Below are 23,932 nucleotides of genomic sequence, written 5' to 3'. Positions count from 1 at the left end.
TCGACGGTGGTCGCGCGTTTGGTCTTGACGCAGGCGAACTGTCCGCCGATCAGGTTGGCGCTGCCCGGTCCGGTGTTGATGGTGGTCACGCCGGCTTCGCGAAGGTCCTTGAACGCCGGGTCTTCCGGGTGGATCGCGTCGATCGCCCGCAGGTGCGGGGTAATCGGATCGGTCCGCTCGTTGAGGTCCGCGTGCTGATAGCCGACGCCCTCGGCGGCGACGCCGACGTGGCAGTGGGCGTCGATCATGCCGGGCATGACCGTTTTGTCCGTCGCGTCGTAGACGCTCGCGCCCTTGGGCGCGGCGACCTTGTCCGCCGGTCCGACGGCGGCGATCTTGCCGTCGCGGACCACGACGGTTCCCTTTTCGATGATCCCGCGGGTAATGGTCAGGATCGTTCCGTTGACGATGGCGATAGTGGACACGCATATCTCCTATGTTTGCCGCGAACTTGAATTATAGCAGAGCATCGAAGAACTCCGGCCTTCATTCTTTTTCGGCGAGGCGGTGGATGTCGAAGACGAAGTGGTGCGTCGGAACGACGCACCCTCCGCCTACGCCGGCAGCGGGCCGCGGTAGCCGAGCAGTTCCAGCGGCGTGCGCCGGCGGAGGATGTCTTCGTCGGTGACCGCCATCTCACAACGCCGCGCGTGGTCGATCATCGCCCGCGGGACGGGATGGCGCGGATCGATTCGTTCGAGCATGTCCGGCCGGTCGCGATAGCGCTCGACCCATCCGATCGCCTCCGATCCCAGCGTCCGCATCAGGTACTCGCGCATCGCCGCGTCGCCGACGTTCGCCGCCAGCGCCGCATCCGTCGCCTTCGACCAGCTTTCGAAGTCTTCAATATGTCCGCCGGGCAGCGGCAGCTCGGCTGTGCGGCAGGGCGCGCGATGATCCAGAAACCGTCCAACCGCGTCGACCGCCTGCGCGGCCATCCGCCGGTACGTCGTGTACTTGCCGCCCACCAGCGAGAACAAACCCGGCGCATCCTCGGCCAGCAGGTGCTCGCGGCTGGCCCGGTACGTGCTGCCCGCGGTTCCGGCCAGCAGCGGCCGCAAGCCCGCGAACGAGGCGACCAGTTGCGTTTCCCAATCGCTACGTCGCCCGAAGTATCCGCTGATCGAATCGAGCAGGTAATCGACGTCCTGCTCCGTCGGCTGCACCTGGTCCGGATCGCCGTCGAACGGCGTATCCGTCGTCCCGACCATCGTATAGCCGTACCACGGGATCATGAAGAACACGCGTCCGTCGCCGGCCAGCATCAGCGCCGCCCGCGCAGCCGCTGGTCGCGAAAAGACCAGGTGCACCCCCTTGCTCAAAGCCAGCCGCCGCACATCCTTGCCGACCGCTCCGCCAAGGAACCGGTCCGACCACGGCCCGGTCGTGTTCAGCACCGATCGGGCAAAGCACCGCGCGCTTCGGCCCGTCGGCACATCCTCCACATCAACCGCGAATCGCCCGTTGCCTTCCTTCACGATCCGCGACACCCGCGCGTAGTTGCAGACCGCTGCGCCCTTGGCCGCGGCGTCGATGACGTTGAGCAGACACAGCCGCGCGTCATCCATCCACGCATCCCAGTACGACACGCCGCACCGCAACCGTTCGCGGTGAAGATCGCCGTAGTGCTCCAGCAGCTCATCCGCGCTGAGCAGCGCCCGCCGGCCGATCCGGTGCCGACCGGCCAGGATGTCGTAGATCGCCAGACCCACCCGCATCGCCAGCGGCCCGCGCCGCTGCCCGCGCAAAATCGGAACGTCAAACTGCATCGGCCGGACCGCGTGCGGGGCGATCGACAGCAGCACGCCTCGCTCGGCCAGCGACTCGCGCACCAGGGCGATCTGTGCCTGTTCCAGATAGCGCAACCCTCCGTGCACGAGCTTCGACGACGCGGAACTGGTGCCGCAGGCGAAATCGCCCTTGTCCACCAGCGCCGTCCGCAGACCGCGCAGCGCCGCGTCGCGGGCTGCGCCCGCGCCGTTGATCCCGCCGCCGACGATCAGCAGATCGAACGGCCCGTCGGCCAGTTGCTCGAAGTTGCGGATCATGAATTACTCGTCCCCGCTGCACCGTCACGATCGACCGTAAAAAGCCACCAGCGTTTCTTGCCCTGGCCTCCGCCGCGGGCCTGGCGCTCGAAGTAGACGCTCATTATCAGGTTGTCTTCGGTGCGGATTTTGTACCAGTGCTTGCGCAGGTACATTTCGCGGCTGCCGTTCCGGCAGGGGCCGTCCTGCTTCCACGTCTCGAGCACCTGGGCCAGGCGGTATTCGCGTCCGCGCCACCGGAACCGCGCCGGAAATCCCGGCTCGCGCCGCGTCATTGCCGCGGCGTTTGCGGTTCCCGCGATCGGTTCGATCGCCTCGCTGACGAACTCCTCAGCCACGTCTTGCCCCTTTCGTCGCCGCTGCTTACAGCACCTGCACAGCGGCGTCCGGCTCGCTGAAGTAGAGCCACACCGCCGCCACCCGCATACCCGTGATCTCGCCGATCGCCCTGGCGTAGAGCTGCACCTGGCGCTGGTAAACGCTGCGCCGCTGATCGACCTGGCCGGCCCCGATCCGGTCGGTCTTGTAGTCGATGATGACCAAGCCCTCCGGCGTCTCGACCATGCAGTCGATCACCCCCTTGAGCAGGACCTTCTCGTCATAGTCGTCGGGTGAAAAGCCTTCGGGCATATTCCTGGCGGCCAGCGAATAGGTGAACGCCGACTCGCGATGCACCGACCCGCGATGCTCGAGCATCAGCCGGCCCGGCACGGTGCGGAAGAAATTGGCCACATGCTCAGCGTTGATCAGTTGCGCCTCGCCCTGGCTGATGAGGCCGGCCCGGATCATCGTCTCGATCTGTTCGATCACGCCCTGCGGGTCCATCGGCCCCGAGAGGTCCAGATGCTCCATGAACCGGTGCCAGGTCAGCCCCTTGACCACGGCGGGCGAAGCGGTCAGGTCGAGCGCTTCGAGCGGATCGACGTCCACGGCCAACCGCGTATCGGCGCGGGCCTGCGGGTCGTCATCGATCGCGCCCGCCGCTGCGCGATGCGTCAACTCGGTCACCGCGAACTTCGTCGGCATTTTGCACAAGGCTTGATGCGGATAGTGCCAATCGAGCCGCGCCAACAGGTCCTGGGCCTGGCGGTCGGGCGTCTTCGGCTGCGGTATCTGCCCGTTCGACGCCGCCTCCATGATGTTTCGCGAGGCGCGGTCGTACTGGCGGGCGCTGGGCGCCTTGGGGGTTTCCCAGCCGGCCTGTACCACCGCCGGCACGACCTGAAGCTCGAGCGGACCGATCCGCTCCCGCGCCGACTCCTCGCCGGTCAGCAGCTGCGTGAGCGCGTCGCCGCCGCCGCTATGAGTGAGCGCCAAAACGATCCACGCCAACGGCGAGCGATAGCGCTTCACCAGGGCCGCCGACGGCCCGGCCGCGCCGGCCGCCTCGACGACCCGCGCCAATTCGGCGGTGCGGGCGTTGCCCGTGATAATCAGTTTCTCTTCCGCCCGCGTCATGCCCACGTACAGCAGTCGAAGCTCCTCGGCGATCGTCTTGTCGTACTTGGACCGCTCGACCGCCCGGACGGCTGGGCTGGCCAGCCGCTGCCCATCGCGACGGTCCACCAGCCGCAGGCCGATGGTCAGATCGCGATCCACCAGAATGCCGCGGCGGATGTCCTGCAGGTTGATCTCGCGGCCGACTCCCGACAGCACCACCACCGGAAACTCCAGGCCCTTGCTGGCGTGGATGCTCATGATCCGCACGCCCGATCCGCCGCCGGAGGTGATCGACGAGATCGGCTCGCCCGACTCGCGGATCAGCGAGAGGTAGTCGAGGAAATCGCTCAGGTCGTGGCGGCGATCGCCGTCGAAGTGCCGCGAAAGCTCCAGAAACTGCTCGAGGTTGTCACGCACGTGCTTGCCCGGCGACTGCGCCTCGGCCAACTCGCGATAACCCGTCTCGTGATACGCCGCCTGGACCAGCTCCGGCACCGTCATCTCCGCTGCGCAGCGCCGCAGGCGCTCGAGCAGCTTGACGAACTGACGGACCTTCTCGCCCGTCGCGTCGTCCGCCGCCGCTTTGTGCTCGTAGGCCCGCATCGCACGATAGAACGGGCCCTTCGACGCCAGGCGAATCCGCGCCAGATCGTCGGCCCCCATTCCCACCAGCGGACTTCGCAACAGGGTCACCAGCGGGATGTCCTGATACGGATTGTCGATCATCGCCAGCAGCGAGACCATGTCGGCGATTTCCGGATATTCCAGAAAGGCCTCGACCTGCTGGCAGTACGCGCTGATCCCGAACTGGCGGAGCATGCGAATAAACACGCCGGCGGTGTGCCGCATCGTCCGCATCAGGATCACGATATCCTCTTCGACGATCGGGCGCGCGCCGTCGGGCCCGGCGATCGGCAGTTGCGAGTCGAGCAGTTCGCGAATCCGCTTGGCGACCAGGTACGCCTCGCGCTCCGTCGCCTCCATGTCGGCCACGTCGCCCGTCTCGCCGTTCTCGTCGCCGTTGGGCTCGATCCGCCGCTCGATGATCTTCAGCTCGGTCTGATAGTGGGGCGTCTCGCCTTCCGCAAACGCGGCGGCGCAGACCAGTTGCGACCGCTCGTCGTACTCCAGCTCCAGCGCGCCGCCGACCAGCAGGCGCTCGAACACGCCGTTGACCGCGTCGATCGTCTCCCGCCGCGAACGGAAATTCTCGCGCAGGTCGATCCGCCTGACCGCTGCCCCGTCGCCCGACGCGGCCTGGCAGAGCGACTGGAAAATCGTCGGTTCGGCCAGACGGAACCGGTAGATGCTCTGCTTGACGTCGCCGACCACCAGCAGGTTCGTGCCGCAACCCTCATCGTTGGTGCGGCAGACCGACCGGACGATCGCATCCTGCAGCTCGTTGACGTCTTGATACTCGTCCACCATCACGTACTGATACCGCCGCTGATAGCGCTCGGCCACCGTCCCGCTGCCCGCGCCCATCCGCGGACGTTTGAGCGCCTCCGCCGCCAACCGCTGAAGATCGTCGAACTCCAGCCGGCCGGCCAGGCGCTTTTCCTCGGCCAGTTGCTGGCCGAACCGCTCGACCATTTCCAGCAGCGTCTCGATCAGCGGAAGCTGCTCGCGCATCAGCGCCGCCGTCTCCGGCGACAGCAGCGTCGTCGCCTCGTCCATCAAATCCTTGAAGTCCTTGCGAACCGGCTCGAACGCCGACTTGACCTGTTCCGACGCCGCCCGCAGCGGCGAGTCCGTCTTGATCGTCGGCCAGCGCGGCAGGCTCAGCGAAAGCGTCTTGCCCAATTGCAGCCAGTCGCTGCGCTCCAGCGCCGCCCGCGCCGCATCCACCAGGCCGAGCACCTGCTCGAGATGCGCCGCCACCGCCTCAACGCCGTTCGACCGCGCCCGCGCGGTCAGCCCGACCACCTGATCGGCAATCCGCGCGAGTTCCTCAGCCCACGAACGGGCCAGATACCGTCCTGCTTCGTGCGAGCCGAAGTCCACGCCCTCCTGGGCGATCTGCGCGTAGTTGTGCCGCGTCCGCTCCAGCCACGCCGCCGGATCGCTGAGGCTGGCCAGAAAGCCCTGAATGCCGTGCACCGCGTCGGCCAGTCCCTGGTCCACCTGACGTCCGCCGTACAGGTCGACCAGCTCGCGGAACCGCCCGCCGAACGCATCCTCCGCGGCGTACCACTCCTCGAACAGCGCGTCAAGCACGCGATACTTCAGCAGCGCCGCCTCTTCCGGATTGAACACCTTGATATCGGCGCCCAGGCCCATCAGGTGATGGTTCTCGCGCAGCACGTTCAGCGAGAACGAATGGATCGTGCTGATCTGGGCCCGGTCCAGCAGCAGGATCTGGTGGAAGAGGAACTCGCGATCCTCGACCCGCGCGGCCTTGCGGTACGCCTGGTCGAGCGCCTCGCGCAGGCGCTGTTTGAGCTGGTCGGCTGCGTCCTCGGTGAACGTGACGATCAGCAGTTGGTCGACGTCCGCCTGCTGCGCGCGGATCAGGCGGATCGCCCGCTCGATCAGCACGCTCGTCTTGCCGCTGCCCGCGGACGCCGCGACGATGGCCTCGCCGGCGGTGAAGTTGATCGCGTGGCGCTGCGGCTCGGTCCACTTAGTCATCGCCGTCCAACGCCTCCAGCACCTCCGATTTCTTCATCGCCGCGAAATGTCGATAGCGGTTCACCTGCGGATCGAACCGGCAGACCGAGTAGTAGTCGCAGTTCGGACAGGCGCTCGTCCGCCGCTTGCGGTATGGCTCGACCTTCACGTTGCCCGCCGCGATTTGCGTGGCGGCGTCGCGGACGAGCTTTTCGGTGTGTCGCAGGATCGCTTCGAACTCGGCGGAGTTGACCAGGCCGCTGCGCTCCACGTACGTCGGCTGGCCGTTCTTGCCGAGTGTGAATCCGTATTCGCGTCCGACGCTGCGCTCGCGGTCGATCAGCACGTCGATCGCGTCCTGATTGACCAGGCCCGACGCGGCGAACAGCTCGGCCAGCTCCAGCCCGTCGGCCCCGGTCAGTTCGGCCGGTCGCAGCGGCACGTACACCGCCGCCGCCGGCGCCGCCGGACGCAGCACCGCGAACTCCGGTCCGTCCAGCCGCACCACCGCCAGCATGTAGCCGGGAAGCTGAATCTGCACGCCCGCGTACCAGTCGGTGAAATCCAGCCGCGTGTTGCCGCTCTTGTAATCCAGCACCATCACCCACCGCGTATCGCCCGCCGTCCCTTCGTCCAGCCGGTCCACCCGGCCCGAAAGCTGCATCCCCGAACCCGCCAGTTCCACCAGGAAATCCTGCTCCAGCAGCTTGGGAAACAGCTTGCCCATCGCGGCGTTGCGAAGCTGCCAGCGGAACGCCCACGTCAGCTCCTCGCGCATCCGCTGAAGGATGAACCGGTTGCGGGCGGTGCTGACGATCACGTGGCCGGGCATCTGGGCCAGCCGCTGATCGATCGCCTCGTTGACCGCCTCCTCGGCGAACTGCGGCCGTTCGCGCTCGGCCGGATCGGCCTGCCGCGCCTGGTCCCAGACCGCCTTCATCACCGCGTGGCGAAACTGCCCCAGGTCCACCGGCTCGAGCCGGAACATCGGACGCGAGCGGACCTTGAGCCCGTGCTGGCTGAAGTGCTGGAACGGGCACTGGTAAAACGACTCGATCTGCAGGAAGGTCATCCGCGAACCGTAGACCGCCGCCGCCAGTTCCGCTGAGAGGGTCGGTTTGTTCTCGCCCATGTACACGCCGATGTAGCGCGACAGCAGGGCGCGGCCCGCCTCGCGCTCCAGCAGTCCCGCCGCCAGCGTCAGCCAGAAATCCTCGCGCCCGTCGTGCACGCCGACGTCCAGCGCCTCGACCACCGCCGACGCCAGACTCCGCAGCGTGACCGGCGTGCCCGCCCGTCCGCTCGCCAGCATGTCCGCGCCCGTCCGCTGTACCCGCGTCGGACCGGTCAGCCGCTCGATCCGCTCGAGGTATCGGCTGGGATATTGCGCCCGTCCGCGCACGTCGTGTTCGATCACGCTGATCCAGAGGAAGTCGCTCGCCCGCGTCAACGCGATGTACGCCAGGTACTGCTCTTTGGCGTAGTGCTCCTCGACGTTGGCCGGGCGGGCCAGGTCCGGCCAGTCCAGCCGCGCCCGCTCCGCCTCGGTCAGCATGTAGTCCTCTTGCGCCGTGGTCGGAAACTGCCCCTCGTTGAAGCCCAGCACGAACGTCGCCTTTACCGATGGGTGCCGCGTCCGTTCGATCGAACCGATCAGCACCTGGTCCATCAGCGACGGCACCACGCCCACCGTCAATTCGTTGAAGCTGTCCTCGATGATCCGCAGCAGGTCGCGGGCCGCCAACTCCTCGCCGGAGAACGAGAGGTTCAACTGGATGAACATCTCCTTAAGGCGGTCCCACATCTGCCGGTGCACCTGGATCGAGACCTCGTTGCCGTCGTTCGAAAGGTCCGTGCACAACGCCGTCAACTGCCGGTCGGCGCCGACGTCGCGGATGAACTCGACCAGCGCCGTCAGCAAGGTTCCAACGTCGTACTTCTTTCCATCATCGCCGTCGTAGCCCAGCCGCTCCTCCAGCCGCTGCAACGGCCCGATCAGCGCCTCGCGCTGGCGATTGAGGCCTTCAAGGTCCAGCAATGCCGCCGCTTCGTAGTCCACGTCGTCCGGCCCCACCAGCAGCGGCTTGGCCCGCCAGGGCTTGTGCCACCGCAACCCGTCGATCCCGTGGGCCAGCACGTAGTTTTCGATCTGCGCGATCTGGTCCACCGACGCCGCCGTCAGTCCGCTCTTGAGGTAGCGCAGCACCGACGCCGTCCGATACCCGCTGACCACCGCGCCCAGCGCGCCCAGGATCAGCCGCGCCACCGGCGAACGGCTCACCGGACGGCGAACGTCCAGAAAATACGGAATCTCGTACTCGCCGAACACGTCGCGAATGTACGACTCGTAGTCCGCCAGCTCGCGGACCACCACCGAAACCTCCTCGAACCGCCAGCCTCGCTCGCGGACCAGATCGAGAATCCTCGCCGCCGCCAGCCGCACCTCCTGGGCCCGGTCCGCTGCGCGAACCACCTCCAGATCCTCGACCACCATCGGCCGGGCCGGACGGGTCGGGTCGATCAGCAGGTCCTCCAGCGCAGCCAGCGTCGGACGGCCCGCGAAACGCTTGCTCCGCGGATCGGTCAAAATGACCGGATCATCCACCTTCAGCCCGTGCGTCCGGGCGATCTCCAGCAGCCGCCCGTACGTGGTCCGGACGCTCGAAAACATGTCCCATTCCAGCAGCCCGCCCCTGGCCTCCAGCTTCTCCGGGTCGATCGCCAGCGTGATGTACGTCGCCGCCGCCCGCTCCATCGTCGCGGCCAGGGCTGAGTACTCCTGACCCGTAAACCCCGAAAAACCATCCACGTACACCGACGCCCCCTCCAGCCAGTCGAGCTGGGTCACCAGCCGGCGGTACTCCTCGAGGTATTTGGCCGGATCCTCCAAATCCACCAGGCTCAGCTCGCGGTACTCCTCCAGCAGCACCACGATATCGTGGAGCTTGTCCGCCAGCAGGCGCTCGTCCGTCCCGCCCGACCGCAGCGCCTCCGCCGTCTCGGTCAGCGCGTCCACCGTCAGGTCCGCTTGGACCATCTCACCCATCAGCCGCAGCAGCGAGCTCGAAATCTCCTCCGGCGGCACGTTCCGCCAGTACCGAAGCCGCCCGTGCACCCGTGAAATCAACTGACGCATCACCATCAGCCGCGACGACTCCAGCATCACCCGCCGCGTCGCCGGAGCGAAATCCGCCCGCGCCTCACGGGCCAGGCTCACAAAACTCACCACCCGCGCGCGGATAAACCCGGGCACCTCGTCAAACGTGGCCAGGGTCCGCTCCATCTGGTAAGTCGCCTGCTCCGGAACCAGCACGATCTGCCACGGCCCCGAAAGCGGCGAGCCGCGAAGGCCGCGCGACACGGCTTCAATACAGAAACGGGTCTTGCCCGTCCCGGCCCGTCCCAGCACGAATTGCATTCGGCCCATGGTGATGATCCTGCGTCCGATAATCCTTGCGGTGGGCCGATTATAACCGGTAGGGCGGGCGCGTGGAACCCTTTATTAACAAAAGTTAGCCATTCCCCGCCACGTCCCTATCTGACAGGCTACCGCACGTCCCGCTTGATCGCTCCGCCGAACCGCTGGATCACGCTCCGCTGGGTCACGTTCTGCGGCACGTGCGTTCCGAAATTGCCGTAGCGGTACCGCACGGTCGGCACCTCCGTCGGCGGAGTGAGCCGATCGACGAAGAATTCCGGCAGCCAGTTCAACGCCGCCGCCCGGGCCTGCTGGTTCAGGAACATCTGCGGCAGGTCGCTGGTCATCAGCCCCAAAGCCTGCGTCAGCCCAAGGTTGCCCGTCGGACTCGCCGCCGTCAGGCCTCCCGAGTTCTCCGCATAGAACGCCGTCTCCACGCTCGTGACGCCGAACGGATCGGTCAGCGAGACCATCCGCTCCAGCATGGCCGTCCGCACCCACATCTGAAGGGCCTGCGTCACGTACTGGCCCGGCTGAAGGCCCACCCGCCGGCCCGTCACCAGATCCATCACCCGCACCAGGCCGTCGTTGTCCAGGGCGATGTTGTATCGGCCCGTGGCCGGGTCGTAACTCATTTCCATGCCCCAGGTTCCCTCGCGGGTCAGCACCGCCGCCGGACAGGCGATCTGGAAGTCGCTGCGGGTCTTCTCCTCGATGATCCCCGCCCGCACGGTCCCTCGTCGCAGGAACAGGCTGGTCTTTTCGGTATCGCCCAGGAGCGCCAATTCGGCGATCGCCACCCGCGTGTACGCCCGAACCTCCAGAATGGCTGTGGTGTGCAGCTTGATCGTCACCGCGCTCCGCGGGCCGGTGCGGATTTCCGCCGGGGGTTTTAAGACGTCGCCCTTTTTGGCGTCCTGCCATTTGCCCCCTTCGGTCTGGCGGTACTTGACGATTCCCGTGGTCTCCAGAATGGTCGCCCGCACCTCCGCCGCCGGCTGCGACGCCGGCGCGGGTGCCGGCGTCTGGCCCATTGCCGCCCCCGCCGCCACGGCCGCGATCACCGCCGCTATCGTCATCGTCTTCATGGGCCTGTCTCCGATCTTGGTCCGCTGGTTCGGCATCCCCTAGCATAACAACCAGCGGAAACTACTGCAAATCCCCTGCCATGCCCCAAATTATGCTATATGCTTATATAATGCTACTAAGGCTGCTGATTTTGGGGCTTTTCACCCAACTGTACCTCGTTTTCCGGGGTGTATCGCCCGGTTTCCAGCATGAAATTGTCCACTTTCCCCAGCGTGGCGATCAGCTCCGGGCCGCTGACGTAGCCGTAGTCCACCCCCTCCTGCACCAGGTTGCGGTACAACAGCTCGCGGTAGGCGTAGCGCCGCTCGCCCAGGCCCCACGAGCCGAACAGCACCATATTTACCCCGCCTCGCAGGCCCATCGCCTGGTAGAGCATGTACGACAGTGTGCCCCGGTCGATCCACTCCTCCGGGCAGATCGCCCACGCCGGGCGGACCACCCCTCGCTCAGCCAAAAATGCGTAGTTCTGCGAAAAATCGGTTCCCGCCGCCTGCGGGTCGATGAACATGGCCACCGCCCGCACGGCTTGGCCGAAACTGCACTTGGCCTGGCCGGCCATGCAGTCGATAAAGTCCAGTTCATCAGCGGTCTCGCACGGATTGGCCTGCGCCGTCGCCGGCTGGGTGACCGGCGCCGGGTTCGCCGCGTTCATCTGGCTGCAGCCGCCAGCGCCGATTGCCAGAACCAGCCCCGCCAAAGCCCATCGGTATCTGTTCATGGTCCGGCCCGCCATCAGAAACTCCAGGTCAACCCGGTCAGGAAGAACGTCCGCGTCGTCCGGTCCGCGAACGCATCGCCGGGGAAAAACACCCCATACCGCAACGTCCACGACAGGTCGCTGGTGAACCGCCAGTTCAGGTAGTAGTCCATTTCCCAGCCGAGGTATCCGTCCTGCACGTTGGCCAGACTGTCCGAAATCGCCGCATCCTCATGGTGCTTGTGATAGAGGAACCAGTCGGTACCCAGCTCCAACTGCCGGAGCCACTCCGCCTCGCGGGCCAGCGGGAAAAACGACGCCCCCGCCCGCCAGATGTGGACATTGCTCAGATCCGGAGCCAGGGCCAGACCCGTATTGCGGTAGCCGAAGGCGTTAAAGCCCGTGTCCCGGGTGAACGCGGCGTTGCCGCCCGTGGCGTCCGACGGGCTCAGAACCCGGTCCGGATCGCCGCTGGCGAACATGTACTCCAGCGAAAACTGCGGGTGCGTCGGGCTCGGCGGCAGGTAGTCGATCTCGAAATCCCAGCCGTAGGCGCAGATGTCGTTGCGGTTGAGGAACTGGTTGTGCCCGTAGCTCTTGCCCCGCTCGTAGACGAATTCGCCCAGATACCGCCAGTAAGGGGCCAGTTCGCCGCTGCTGCCCAGGCCCAGGTACTCCGAGTCATACCGCCACTGCTGGAGGTAGACCAGCGGGTTGCCGTCGTCCTGGCGATCCTTCTGCCATATATAGTAGAGGAAAGGCTCGTGTTTCTCGAACCCGTGGTACTTGGCCTGCACCCCGTAGAAGTAGCGCCAGCTCTGCCAGTGGTACGGCCGCGTGCGGTCCAGATTGTCCCAACTGTGGATCGTCCGCCCGAACAGCCCGTCGATCTCCAGGTCGCCGATCCGGCCCGCCACCTGCACCGCGTCCAGCGGAAGCGACAGCGCATACCCGGTTCCCCACATCACGTACTCGCGGCCGACCTTGGTGGCCAGGCCCACCGGCAGATCCACCTCGCTGTGCTTCCGCAGGAACCGCGCGATATCGAGCTGATACCAGCCGCGATCGAGGTTCGGCCCTTCCAGGTCATCCTCGTTGCCGTCCAGGCTGTCGCCGTGGTTGAAGTCGTTGTACGAAAGCCGCATACGGGCGTAGGCCTGGTGGATACCCTCATCCGCGTTCAGCGAACCCCACAGCCGGAAGTCCTCGCGCCGAAGCGTCCGCGACGAGTCGATCCCGTCGTCGAACAAAAACGCATACCCCGTCAGCCACGCACCCCAGTCGAACAGCACCTCCTGCTCGGCCGGCAGCGTCGTCTCGAGCTCCTGCCGTATCCGCTCCTCCACCTGTCGCTGCTGGTTCAGAAAACTCTCGGTGACGTTCTGAGCGATCGCGGGAGCGGCCAAGCCCAACCATAGCCCAAGGGCCTCCGCCGCCATCAGGAGGCCGGCAATCCGCGTGTACCTCATCCGATTTCCGCCTTCCACTCTGCCGTCAGAATCCACAGGCCATCGTCCGCTTATAATCCTTTAATCTCCCAACCTTTGCAACCAGAATCTTCGCCGCCTTCACCCGCACCGGTCCGCGAAAACTGAACTTTCAAGACGTGACCCCAGTCACACCAGTCACATCCGCCGAATGGGTCGCCCCAACGGGGCGAAGGGGTGTAGCCAGGGGCGCGAGCCCCTGGAATCCGTATCGCACGGCCGGTGAGCCCCAGCGGGGCGACACTCTTTCCGCCGCCCCTTCGGCACCAGGGGCTTTCGCCCCTTTGAGCTAATCCGGATGGGCATGGGGAGCTTCATACTTATAGGTACCTGATGCGGGACGTTGCGGTTATGATACAATGTCCGGTGCGATTGGAGTGCGGTTGAAAGATAAGGATGGATCGACGATGAGGTTTGGTTTCGCAAAGAGTGACATTACGCCGCGGCTTGGGGTCGAGTTGTCGGGGTTTGGGCCGTTCTTGCACCGTTACGCCCGCGCGGTCCGCGACCGCCTCTGGGCCCGGGCGATGGCGGTGGCCGATGGTGAGCGAATTCTTATTCTGATCAGTTGCGACCTGGTCGGGCTGTCCACCAAGCGGATCGAGCGGGTCCGCCAGATCATCCAGTCCCAAACCGGCATTCCGGCGCAAGACATCATGGTCCACTGCACGCACACCCACAGCGGCCCGAACGCCACGGAGCTGACCGGCTGGGGTGAGCCGGACCTTCCTTACCTGGAGGTTCTGCCCGGGCGGATCGCCGAGGCCGCGGTCGCCGCCAAGGATCGTCTGACCGAGGGTGTGCTTTCGTACGCGACGGCGCCCTGCGAAGGGATCGGCCTGAACCGCGAATACGACCGCGACGCCCCGCCGTTGGACGAGGTGCTCCGGGACGACTGGCGTCCGGCCAAGCCGGAGTTGACCGACACCGTCTGTCACGTCCTGAAGGTGGAGGCCGCCGCCAAGCGTCTCCTGGGCTTCGCCGCCTATTTCGGCTGTCATCCGGTCGTCTGCTGCCAGGAGACCCATGCCATTCACGGCGACTACGCCGGCGTGGCGATGGGCGGGCTCGAACGCGAGTTTCCAGGTTCCGTGGGCCTGTTCCTTCAGGGCGCGCAAGGGGATGTCAACTCGTGCGTCGTCCACAAACCCGAGCCCGAGTCCCTGCTGGCCCTGGACGTCATCGCGGCCCGATTCGCCAACAGCGTCCGTCAGGGACTTGCAGCGGCAGAGCCGCTCGCGCAAGGCGGCCTTCGCTCCGCCCAAAAGCAGATCCGGTTCTCCCGGACCCGCAAGTCGGCTGACGAACTGCGGAAGATGTTGGCGGAGCAGGAAGGCTTCCTGCACGCCGCCGGCGCGTCGGACACGGCTTTCGAGGTCCGCATGGCCGCCGTGCACGCGGTGGCCTTTCGCAAGCTGCTGCAGAGAATGCGAAACGGCGAGGACCTCTGCCCGCCGTCGGAGCTGCAGGGCTTTCGGATCGGCCCGGTCGCCCTGCTGGGCGCCCCGTTCGAGATATTCCAAACCATCAAGAACGACGTGGTCGGCGCCGCTCGCTCCCGCGTGCCTCTGGTGTTGGGCCTGACCAACGGATGCCACGGCTACGCCCCTGACCGCACCGCCGCCGGGCGCGGCGGCTACGCCGCTGACACCGTCCCGATCATCCTCGGCCAGATGCCCTTCGCCAACATCCACGACGAACTGGTCGAGGCACTGCTGGACATGGATGCGGAGTTGGCGGGATAGAAGGCCGGTAGAAACGGAGTCCAAGCCCGACTCAGGGGCACCCAAAATTAAACTTTCAAGACCTGACCCCATGGGGTCAGGTCTTGAAAGTTTAATTTTCGCGCCGGCGTACTATCTCCCTGCGGCCGGCCGTCTCCCACCGTCTCGCGGATGTGCGCCAGGCCTGACGGAGGGACGGCATATAATGTATCATGGAAAGCGCGCCCGACGGGCGGCTGAACGTTTTGGAATCTCCGGGTAAAGGAGGCTGACATGCGACGGTACTGGTCAATGCTGGGGATCGTGGGGCCGATGCTCTTCGCCTTGTGCGTGTTCACCGCCGGCTGCGGCGATGACCGTGATTCCGATCGGGACATGCGCCGCGCCCCCGAAAAACACAGGCCCGTCGTGCGCGATCATGACCGGCATGGCGATCATGACCGTGACAAGGACCGGCGTTACGACCGCGATCGGGACCGGCACGATGACCGCGACAAGGATCGTCACGATGACCGGGATCGCAAGCGCTACGGCGACTATGACAAGGATCGTCATGACGACCGGGATAGGAACCGGCACGACGACCACGACCGCGATCATCGCGACGGCCGCGACCGCGACGACAATCACGACCGGGATTAGCGATAGAACCGCCGCCGGCGCCGATGCCCGGTGAGCTTCGTGCCGTGATCGCGGCGTCCGTCAGCGGCGATGCGCCCTCTGGATCCCTTCTCGGCTGTTGTGGCCTGGCGCACCTTCGCGGACGGCGTCAGGGGGTTCCGCTTAACTAAACTTTCAAGACCTGACCCCATGGGGTCAGGTCTTGAAAGTTTAGTTTGCGCCGGAGCGCCAGGTTTCCGCAGCCGGCCGTCTCCCGGCCGATCTGGCATTCCATGCGACGGCGATGCCGCAGCCAGAAACCATGAAACATTTCTCACCGGCGGCGGTTGTGTATGATAGAGGGCATGCGCTGGAGGCGACAGGTTGGCTTGGATATCGGATGACGAGTTGATGCTGATGTTCGCCGACGGGAGCGTCGAGGCCTTCGAGACGCTCTTCGAGCGGCATCGCGGGTCGGTCTACCGGTTCGCCCGGTCGGTGCTCGCCGATCCGAGCGCCGCGGAAGAGGTCCTCCAGGACGTGTTCCTCGCGATCGTCCGCTCAGCCAAGCGTTACGAGCCCAAGGGCCTCTTCAAGGCGTACCTGATGCGAATCACGCGAAACACGTGCCTGACGCGGCTTGAGGGCGAGCGGCTGCGACGCGAAATGGCGGCCCAGTTCGGCCGGATGGAAGAGCCGCAAACCGCCGCCGCCGATCGGGGCGATGATGACCGGTTGGCGGCTGTGCGCCGGGCGCTGCGCCGCCTGCCGGACCGCCAGCGCGAAGCGGTCATGCTCCACGCCTTCGAACAGATGACCTATCAGCAGATCGCCGACGTCCTCGATACGCCGATCAACACGGTCAAGACGCTGATCCACCGCGGCCGCGCCGCCCTCGCCGAGCGGCTTAACGGCCAATCCACGGAGAACGACGATGGAGTGTAATATCGACTATGAAACCCTGGCCGCCTACGTCGCGGGCGACCTGGACGAACAACGGGTGGCCGCCCTCGACGCCCACGTCCTCGACTGCCGCGAGTGCAGCCGCCGCCTCCGCGCCCTGGAGCGAAGCGACCGGGCCCTGGCCGAGTTGGCCCGCACCGAGCCGGATTCGCAGACGGTCCTGAAGGTCCGACGGGCCCTGGCCAATGAGCTTCGGCCGACGCAGCGCTCAGCCGTGATGACGCTGGACCAGGTGGCTGAGTTCCTGCAAATCTCGCGGACCGAACTCGAGCCGCTGATCGACGAACTGCCCGCCTTCGACCTGGGCGGCCTGGTCCGCGTCCGCCGCGAAAAACTCCTGGCCTGGATCGACGAACGCGAGCGGCGTTTTCTGCGAAGCCGCCTGCACAACGACATGGCCAAACCGCCAAGAGAGGAGGCCTCCGATGTTTGAGCGATTCACCGATCGCGCCCGCAAGGTCATGGCCCTGGCCAACCAGGAGGCCCAGGACTTTCGTCACGAGTACATCGGCACTGAACACATCCTGCTGGCGATCGCCAAGGACGGAACCGGCGTCGCCGCGGCTGTGCTGGAGCACGTCGATCTGAACTACGACAGGATCAGACCGATGATCGAGTCGATGGTCAAACCGGGACCTGACGAGGTCGCGCCGGGCAAGCTTCACGAGACGCCTCGCGCCAAGACCGCGGTCAAACAGGCGATCGCCGCCGCCCGCGAACTCGGCGACAACTACGTCGGCGCCGAGCACCTGCTGCTCGGACTGCTCCGCGTGCCCGAATCGGTCGCGGCCCAGGTCCTGGTCAATCTCGGCTTGGACTTCGAGACGGCGCGGCGCGAAGTGCTGAGCCGCCAGAGCGGCGCTTGCGAACAGGAGGAGATCGAAGGCCAGCTCGCCGAAGCCCCGCCGGTCGCGCGGCTCCAGAAGCTCATCTTCGAAGAGGCGGTCGCCAGAGGAGCCAGCGACATCCACTTCGATCCGAAATCCGACCGCGTCCGCGTCCGCCTGCGAATCGACGGCGTCCTGCACGACCGCGACCAGCTTCCCACCGCCGTCTACGGCGAGTTCCTCAAGCCGATCAAGACGATGGCCGGCATGAACCCCGCCGAGACCCGACTTGCCCAGGACGGCCGAATGAGCATGACCATCGGCGGCCAGCGCTGCGACTTTCGCGTCGCCGTCGTTCCCACCATCCACGGCGAACGAACGGTCGTCCGAATTCTGCGCCCGGTTCTCGCAACCGATCTGCTCGGCCTCGACCGGATCGCCGTTGGCGAAGACCTCGCGACAATCCGCCGTCTGACGGCGCTGCCGCACGGCTTGGTCATCTGCTCCGGACCCGTCGGCAGCGGCAAGACCACGCTGCTCTACGCAATGCTCCGCGAAGTCGACGCCCAGAAGTGCTCGGTGGTCACCATCGAAGACCCGGTCGAGTTCGTCTTCCCGGATTTCGCGCAGATCCAGTACGACGTCCAATCCGGCCTGACCTTCGCCCGCGCCCTGCGCTCCGTTTTGCGCCAGGATCCGGACGTCGTCATGGTGGGCGAAATCCGCGACCTCGAGACGATGGAGCTCTGCGTCCAGTTGGCCCTGACCGGACACCTACTGCTGACCACGCTGCACGCGCCGGCGGCGATCGACGCGGTGCGGCGGATCCTCGACCTGGGCATCGAGCCGCACCTGGTCAACTCGGCCCTCTCAGCCGTCGTCGCCCAGCGCCTGGTCCGCCGCCTCTGCCCCGATTGCCGCACACCGATCGACCCGCCCGCCGACTCCCTGCCGCCGGAGGCAGCGGGCATCCTCGATCGGCTGGATGACGTCCAGTTCTGCCAGGCGACCGGCTGCGACGCCTGCCAGGGCATGGGCTATCGCGGCCGCGCCGCCATTCACGAAATTCTCGTCCCGGACGAACGCTTCCGCCGCGCCGTCACCGAGAACGCCGGCGACGCCGTCCTCACCCAGGCCGCCCGCGCCGCCGGGACCAAGTCGCTCCTGGCCAGCGGTATCGAAAAAGCCGCCCACGGCGTGACCACCGTCGAGGAAGTTTTGCGCGTCACCGGAGTAAAGGACCTCTAGACCCGCCGCCTCGGCGGTCTCCCTTCGACCTGCGCAGCCGTCGCCGGCCGTCCCGCCGATTTTACACTGCCCACCACCGCGGGCGATGTGGTACACTATACCCTCAGTTTTTCCTGCGAGCGGTCGTCTTGCCGGGAGAGGTCTTTTCACTGTCGATTGCCATTGTAGCGGGTTGACGAATGCCGGCTGAACCGTTGAACAACCGGGTCGATGAGGAACTGGAGTCGGAAAGCCCGCGCGAATTCGGGCCGACCGAACTGCTGGTCCGCCGGCCGATCTGGGCCGACATCATGGTCCTGGTCTCGCTCGGGGCGATCTTCTACATGATCGTCCAGGTGGGCGAGGAATTCACCGGTCCGCGGGTCACGACGCAGATCGACCTGAGCCCGTCCGCCCTGCCCAAGTACATGATGTTCTCGGTCTTTCGCGGCTTTGCCGCCTATGCGCTCTCGCTGATCTTCACCCTCGTCTACGGCTACGTCGCCGCCCGCAACCGCCGGGCCGAGCGGGTCATGGTCCCGCTGCTCGACGTCCTCCAGAGCGTGCCGGTGCTCACCTTCATGCCCGGCCTGATGCTGGCGTTCTCCGCCCTGTTTCCCCGCAGCAACATCGGCTTGGAGCTGGTCTCGATCATCCTGATCTTCACCGGCCAGGTCTGGAACATGACCTTCAGTTTCTACCACTCGCTCCAAGCCATTCCTCGCGAGCTCTACGACGCCGCCCGCGTCTACCGCTTCAGTTGGCTCCGCCGGTTCACCCGGGTCGAGCTGCCCTTCGCGGCGTTGCCGCTGGCCTGGAACAGCATGGTCGGCATGGCCGGCGGATGGTTCTTCCTGACCATCTGCGAGTCCTTCCGCCTCGGCGAGATGGACTTCCGGCTGCCGGGCATCGGGTCGTATATGACCACCGCGATCGGCGTCCGCGACTTTCGGGCGATGACCTACGGCGTGCTTGCCATGACACTGGCCATCATCGTGATCGACCGGCTGATCTGGCGGCCGGTCCTCGCCTGGGCCCAGAAGTTCAAGTACGAGGAAACCGCCCCGGAAGAGCCCGCCGGCTCGCTGGTGCTCGATCTGCTGCGGGCCTCGCGGGTCAACGAGCTGGCCCTCCGCGCCGCGGGCGGACTCGAGCGGGTCGGCTACGCCGCCCGCCGCTACACCCGCACCATCGAGGACGACCTGGCCCCGCGCCTCCGCGTTGCCGAGCGCATCGGCTTTTACCTGCTCAAAGCCGTCTACCTGGCGGCCGCGGCGGCGGCGATCGTGGCGGTGCTCTGGGGGGCCTGGCTGCTGCTGGGGCTGGTGGCCAAGGTTACCCTCGCCGACTGGCTGCTCATCGGCCGCGGAGCGGGCCTGAGCCTCCTGCGGGTGGTCGCAGCCCTCGTGCTGGCCACCGCCTGGACCGTCCCGGTCGGCATCCTGATCGGCACCAACCCGCGTCTCTGCGCCAGAATGCAGTCGGTCATCCAGGTGGTCGCCTCATTCCCCGCCCCCATGCTCTATCCGCTGGTGCTGCTGGGTCTCCAATGGGCGGGCATCGCCCTGGGCGTCGGCTCCATCTTCCTGCTGATGCTCGGCACCCAGTGGTACATCCTCTTTAACGCCATCGCCGGCTCGATGGGCATTCCCGAGGAGCTGCGCGAGGCCTCCCGAATCTACAAGATCCGCGGCCGGCAACTCTGGAATCGGCTCTATCTGCCCGCCGTGCTGACCTCACTGGTCACCGGGTGGATCGCCGCCGCCGGCGGGGCCTGGAACGCCACCATCGTCGCCGAATATGTCCCGCTCGGCGATACCATCTTTGCCACCGAGGGTCTGGGAGCTATCATTAGTATGGCGACGTCGCAAAAGCAGTTTCACATCCTGGCCGCCAGCGCCATGACCATGGCCCTGCTGGTCGTGATGATCAACCGCTTCGTCTGGCGGCGGATCTTCACCTTCGCCGTCGAACGCTACAGCCTCAGCCAGTAGAACGGGTGCGGAAACCGGGGCACAACGGAAAGAGAACCGACATGCATGCCAAACACGGCAACGGATTGATTACCGAGCTTCGTGGAGTCAGCAAGGAGTTCGTCCTGCCCGGCGGACGCGAACTGAGGGTCCTGGAGCACATCAACCTCCAGGTCCGCGAGAGCGAGGTGGTCGCCCTGCTCGGACCCTCCGGATCGGGCAAGTCCACGCTCCTGCGCATCCTCGCCGGCCTGATCGCCCCGAGCACCGGTCAGGTCTTCTATCGCGACAAACCGCTGCAGGGCCTCAATCCCGCCGTCTCGGTGGTCTTCCAGAATGTCGGCCTGTTTCCGTGGCTGACCGTCGAGGAGAACATCGCCGAGGTCGCCAAGAGCATCGGCCTGCGCGGCGATCAGCGCCGCGAGCGGGTCGAAAAGGTCATCGACCTGATCGGCCTCGAGGGCTTCGAGGAACTCTACCCGCGCGAGCTGTCGGGCGGCATGAAACAGCGGGTCGGCATCGCCCGGGCCCTCGTCGTCGAACCCGAGATCCTCTGCCTCGACGAACCCTTCAGCCAGCTCGACGCCCTCACCGCTGAGAGCCTCCGGGCCGAACTGATCGGACCCTGGCTCGAGGAGGAACGCAACCCCAAGTCCATCTTCATCGTCAGCCACGACATCAAGGAAGTGGTCGCCCTGGCCACCCGGATCGTCATCATGGGCGGACACCCCGGCCGCGTCCTCTCGATGGTCGAAAACCCCGTCGAGTACCCGCGCGACTTCCGCGACCCAGCGCTGGCCCGGCTCCAGGAACGGATCCACGACCTGCTGACCGCCAAGATCATGCCCGACGAGGAGCCGCGCATGGTCGCCGTGCCCGGCCGCGAGGAGCCCGTCGAGATCGAAGCCATCCCGCCCGTCGACACCAACGAGATCATCGGCCTGCTCGAAATGCTCGAGGACCGCGGCGGCGAGGTCAACATCTTCTCCTTCGCCAACGAACTGGGCCTCGAGTTCGGCCAGGCCATCAGCGTGGCCAAGGCCGCTGAGATGCTCGACTTCGTCGACACCCCGCGCCAGCGAGTCCTGCTCATGCCGCTCGGACGCGAGTTCCTCAAAGCCGACGTCAACGAACGCAAGGCGATCTGGGGACGCCAGTCCCTCCGCATCCGACTCTTCCAGATCTTCAAGAACATGGTCGAACTCGCCTCGCCCGAAGGCATCCCGGAGGAAACCGTGCTCGACGAGATCTCCATGCTCCTGCCCACCGAGAACGCCGAGGACATCTTCGAATTCCTCACCTCGTGGGGCCAGTACGGCGAGCTGTTCCGCTACGACCCGGAAGACGAAGCCCTCGTCCCCTTCGAAACCCCCGAAGAGGCCGAGGAGCGGGAGCGCGAGGAACGGGAAGAACGCGAGAAAGAAGAAGAATCGACCACCTGAGCGGATACGTCTGACCTTGCGGCAGCCGGCACAACTTCGGAGGAATCGTATGGACCAGGCAGCGGTAGACCAGTGGCTGGATGATTTCCTGGAACGCCTGCAAACCCTGTTCGGCCCGCGCCTCGCTTTCGTCGCCCATCACGGCAGTTGGGCCCGCGGCGAGGCCCGGCCCGACAGCGACATCGACGCGTTCGTGATCGTCGATCGCATCGACGATCGGGATCTGGCCGACTACCGCGAACTGCTCGCCTCGATGCCGTACACCGCCGAGCATCAGGTCAGCACCTTCTTCGGTTCGGCCTCCGAGCTTCGCCAGTGGCCGCGGCACGAGCAGAGCCAGTGCTGGTTCGGCCGCCGCGTGCTTCACGGACGGCTTGAGGATCTCGTCGATCCGCCCACGCCGCGGGACTATCTCGAAGACGTTCGCCTCAAAGCCGCCGCCAACCTTCATATCGCCCGGCACTACCTGCTCCACCCGCACGACCTGGCCGCCGTCATCCGCCGTCCGCCGTATCCGTTCAAGGAATGCTGCTACGCCCTTCAGTCGTGGATGCTCCTGACCGAAGGCAAATACTGCGCCACCAAGGCCGACCTGCTGGCTGCCCTGCCCGACCCGCAGGACCGCGAATTGGTCCAGGTCGTGATGGACTGGCACTCCCTCCAGACCGACCGCGAAGCCCGCCCGCAATACTACCTGGAACTCCTCGAACGATGGTGCCGCGCCATGCTCCAGCGCGTCTCGCTCCAGAAGCCGCCCAACCAAGACAGATAAAGGAACGCCGGCCGGCCGAAGAACCGGTCAAGTCCCTCAGCCGGATTGCCGACAAATAAAAATCGGGAAAATATGCTTGACAGTTACTCCCGTTGGATGTAGATTGCCGATAGCGTATTTTATGTAGGAGTTTTTTCGTGGTCCAGTTCAGGGCGGACATGCCGAGACAAGCCAGCGACGCCAAAGCTTACCAGGTAAGCGGCCTGTCGCTCCGCTGCGCGCTCGGCCATGTCGCGATGCCGCGGACGAACGTCGTCGCGATTTGGCTGAACGGAAGGGAGGCGGCGCCCTAGAAGGACCTGAAAATCGCCCGATCGAGTTTTCAAGCCTTCTGGGGCCAAAAGCCCGGAAGGCTTTTTTGTTGTCCGTACAGGTGTAGGGGCGTTTCCAGTCTCGACAAGGGACCATCTTGCGAGCCCGTGGGAGGTGCGCGCCATGTTGACGAATGCAATGAACAACGACGCTGTGAAGGTCCGGGAGATCGCCTGGCGGCCGGAAGACCCAGCCGTCCAGGAAATCCTGCTCGCCTACTACCGCCACAGGCTCTTCGGCACGCCCGAACAGGCCGAAGCGGTGGTGCAGCGCGTCCTGGCCGTCACCGGCATCCGCCGGCCGGCGGCCGTCCTCGACGTCGGATGCGGCCTGGGCTATCACGCCGCCGCGTTCGCCCGCCGGGGCTTCCGCGTCACCGCGATCGATCCCGGCGAGAAATACATCGCGCTGGCCCGCGGCCGCGCCGAGGACCTCAACCTGCACATCGACTTCCGCGTCGGCCGGATCGTCGATCTGCCGGAGCTCGAGACCTATCGGCTGGCCTGGGCCGGAGCGTTCAGCCCGGGCCGCATGAGCTTCGCCGAGCTGCGCGGAGCGTTCCGCAAGGTCCACAACGCGCTGGAGCCCGGCGGCCTGTTCGTCGGCACCGTCGCGGGCATGCGCCGCCGGCCTGTCGGCTGGAAGTCGCGGACCTGGGGCGAACTGCCCGACGGCTACGTGATGACCGAAAAGCGCCAGGACGCCGAGCGCCACTACGAGACCTGCTGGTTCGTCCGGCCCGGCTGCGAGATTGTGACCAAGCTGGTCGAGGTCGAACGGCTCTGCGGTCCTGGCGAAGTCCTGCGGGCGCTGGTCGAAGCGGGTTTGACCGAGGTGGAGACCTACGCGAGCATGTTCGCCACCTCGCTCTCACAGATCGGCGACCGCTTCGCCTTCGTCTGCCGACGGCCGCAGCCGGCGTGCTGCCCGCGTCCGCTGATCGGCGGCCCAACCGGCGTCGCCGAATCCGGCTGAGCGAACCGATCGATGTGAACGGTACGGCGGGTGATCTCCCGGTGAGAACTTGGACTTCACCCGCCATTCGGCCTGCCGCCCGATGGCAGCATGATGGAGGCATCTGATGGGCAGTCAGTACGATGCATTCGCCGAGGACTACGACCGCTGGCTCTTCTCCGATGAGCGGTTGACCGGCGAGCCGCAGCTCAAGGAACTTGGGTCGAGACTCAAGCGCCTGGGATCGCGTCCGCAGGTTCTCGATTGCGCCTGCGGCACGGGCGTCCTCGTCTGGGCCCTGGCCAGGCACGGCTATGCCGTCTGCGGCAGCGACGAGAGCCGCGGCATG

18 protein-coding genes are annotated in these 23,932 nt (G+C 66.0%); 10 read left to right on the top strand and 8 right to left on the bottom strand.

From position 1 onward, the window contains the following. The 8 genes from GXY33_13525 to GXY33_13490 form a co-directional block, all read right to left on the bottom strand. Nucleotides 1–425 (bottom strand): amidohydrolase (locus tag GXY33_13525; protein ID NLX06153.1); only part of this gene is annotated, 425 nt, incomplete at its 3' end. A 129-nt stretch (nt 426–554) separates the two neighbouring features. Then, the gene (gene glpD / locus GXY33_13520) at nt 555–2,048 is read right to left on the bottom strand and encodes a glycerol-3-phosphate dehydrogenase (GenBank protein NLX06152.1); all 1,494 of its coding nucleotides are present in this window, start codon (nt 2,046–2,048) and stop codon (nt 555–557) included. Next, the gene (locus GXY33_13515; protein ID NLX06151.1) at nt 2,045–2,386 is read right to left on the bottom strand and encodes a cytoplasmic protein; all 342 of its coding nucleotides are present in this window, start codon (nt 2,384–2,386) and stop codon (nt 2,045–2,047) included. The genes glpD and GXY33_13515 overlap by 4 nt, the downstream gene beginning before the upstream one ends. A gap of 25 nt (nt 2,387–2,411) precedes the next feature. Then, entirely contained in the window at nt 2,412–6,119 is a 3,708-nt protein-coding gene (gene addA, locus GXY33_13510; protein NLX06150.1) for a helicase-exonuclease AddAB subunit AddA, read from the bottom strand. After that, on the bottom strand, nt 6,112–9,525 hold the full coding sequence (locus GXY33_13505; protein ID NLX06149.1) for a hypothetical protein: 3,414 nt from the start codon (nt 9,523–9,525) through the stop codon (nt 6,112–6,114). Before GXY33_13505 ends, addA begins: the two co-directional genes overlap by 8 nt. 119 nt (nt 9,526–9,644) lie before the next feature. Then, complete coding sequence (locus tag GXY33_13500; protein ID NLX06148.1) at nt 9,645–10,604, bottom strand: FecR domain-containing protein; 960 nt, start codon at nt 10,602–10,604, stop codon at nt 9,645–9,647. A gap of 116 nt (nt 10,605–10,720) precedes the next feature. Then, on the bottom strand, nt 10,721–11,323 hold the full coding sequence (locus GXY33_13495; GenBank protein NLX06147.1) for a hypothetical protein: 603 nt from the start codon (nt 11,321–11,323) through the stop codon (nt 10,721–10,723). A 14-nt stretch (nt 11,324–11,337) separates the two neighbouring features. Next, nucleotides 11,338–12,771: an alginate export family protein gene (locus GXY33_13490; GenBank protein NLX06146.1), complete on the bottom strand. Its 1,434-nt coding sequence runs from the start codon at nt 12,769–12,771 to the stop codon at nt 11,338–11,340. Nucleotides 12,772–13,196: 425 nt separating this feature from the next. Here GXY33_13490 and GXY33_13485 point away from each other — a divergent pair, with 425 nt between their 5' ends. From GXY33_13485 to GXY33_13440, 10 genes are all read left to right on the top strand, one after another. Further along, nucleotides 13,197–14,534 (top strand): hypothetical protein, encoded by a 1,338-nt coding sequence (locus GXY33_13485; protein ID NLX06145.1) that lies wholly within the window; start codon nt 13,197–13,199, stop codon nt 14,532–14,534. A gap of 252 nt (nt 14,535–14,786) precedes the next feature. Further along, nucleotides 14,787–15,155 carry a hypothetical protein gene (locus GXY33_13480; protein NLX06144.1) on the top strand — a complete coding sequence of 123 codons (369 nt, stop codon included), beginning with the start codon at nt 14,787–14,789 and terminating at the stop codon, nt 15,153–15,155. Nucleotides 15,156–15,497: 342 nt separating this feature from the next. After that, complete coding sequence (locus GXY33_13475; protein NLX06143.1) at nt 15,498–16,058, top strand: RNA polymerase sigma factor; 561 nt, start codon at nt 15,498–15,500, stop codon at nt 16,056–16,058. After that, nucleotides 16,048–16,509 carry a helix-turn-helix domain-containing protein gene (locus GXY33_13470; protein ID NLX06142.1) on the top strand — a complete coding sequence of 154 codons (462 nt, stop codon included), beginning with the start codon at nt 16,048–16,050 and terminating at the stop codon, nt 16,507–16,509. The genes GXY33_13475 and GXY33_13470 overlap by 11 nt, the downstream gene beginning before the upstream one ends. Further along, the gene (gene tadA, locus GXY33_13465; GenBank protein NLX06141.1) at nt 16,502–18,151 is read left to right on the top strand and encodes a Flp pilus assembly complex ATPase component TadA; all 1,650 of its coding nucleotides are present in this window, start codon (nt 16,502–16,504) and stop codon (nt 18,149–18,151) included. The genes GXY33_13470 and tadA overlap by 8 nt, the downstream gene beginning before the upstream one ends. A gap of 179 nt (nt 18,152–18,330) precedes the next feature. Continuing rightward, nucleotides 18,331–20,124 (top strand): ABC transporter permease subunit, encoded by a 1,794-nt coding sequence (locus tag GXY33_13460; GenBank protein ID NLX06140.1) that lies wholly within the window; start codon nt 18,331–18,333, stop codon nt 20,122–20,124. A gap of 41 nt (nt 20,125–20,165) precedes the next feature. After that, complete coding sequence (locus GXY33_13455; GenBank protein NLX06139.1) at nt 20,166–21,545, top strand: ATP-binding cassette domain-containing protein; 1,380 nt, start codon at nt 20,166–20,168, stop codon at nt 21,543–21,545. Between the two features lie 49 nt (nt 21,546–21,594). Further along, complete coding sequence (locus GXY33_13450; protein NLX06138.1) at nt 21,595–22,317, top strand: nucleotidyltransferase domain-containing protein; 723 nt, start codon at nt 21,595–21,597, stop codon at nt 22,315–22,317. A 435-nt stretch (nt 22,318–22,752) separates the two neighbouring features. Then, nucleotides 22,753–23,604 (top strand): class I SAM-dependent methyltransferase, encoded by an 852-nt coding sequence (locus GXY33_13445; GenBank protein ID NLX06137.1) that lies wholly within the window; start codon nt 22,753–22,755, stop codon nt 23,602–23,604. Between the two features lie 106 nt (nt 23,605–23,710). After that, a partial coding sequence (locus GXY33_13440) for an SAM-dependent methyltransferase (GenBank protein NLX06136.1) occupies nt 23,711–23,932 on the top strand: 222 nt, incomplete at its 3' end.

The organism is Phycisphaerae bacterium, from assembly GCA_012729815.1.
Lineage (GTDB): Bacteria > Planctomycetota > Phycisphaerae > JAAYCJ01 > JAAYCJ01 > JAAYCJ01.
This window is presented reverse-complemented; position numbering and strand designations above follow the sequence as displayed.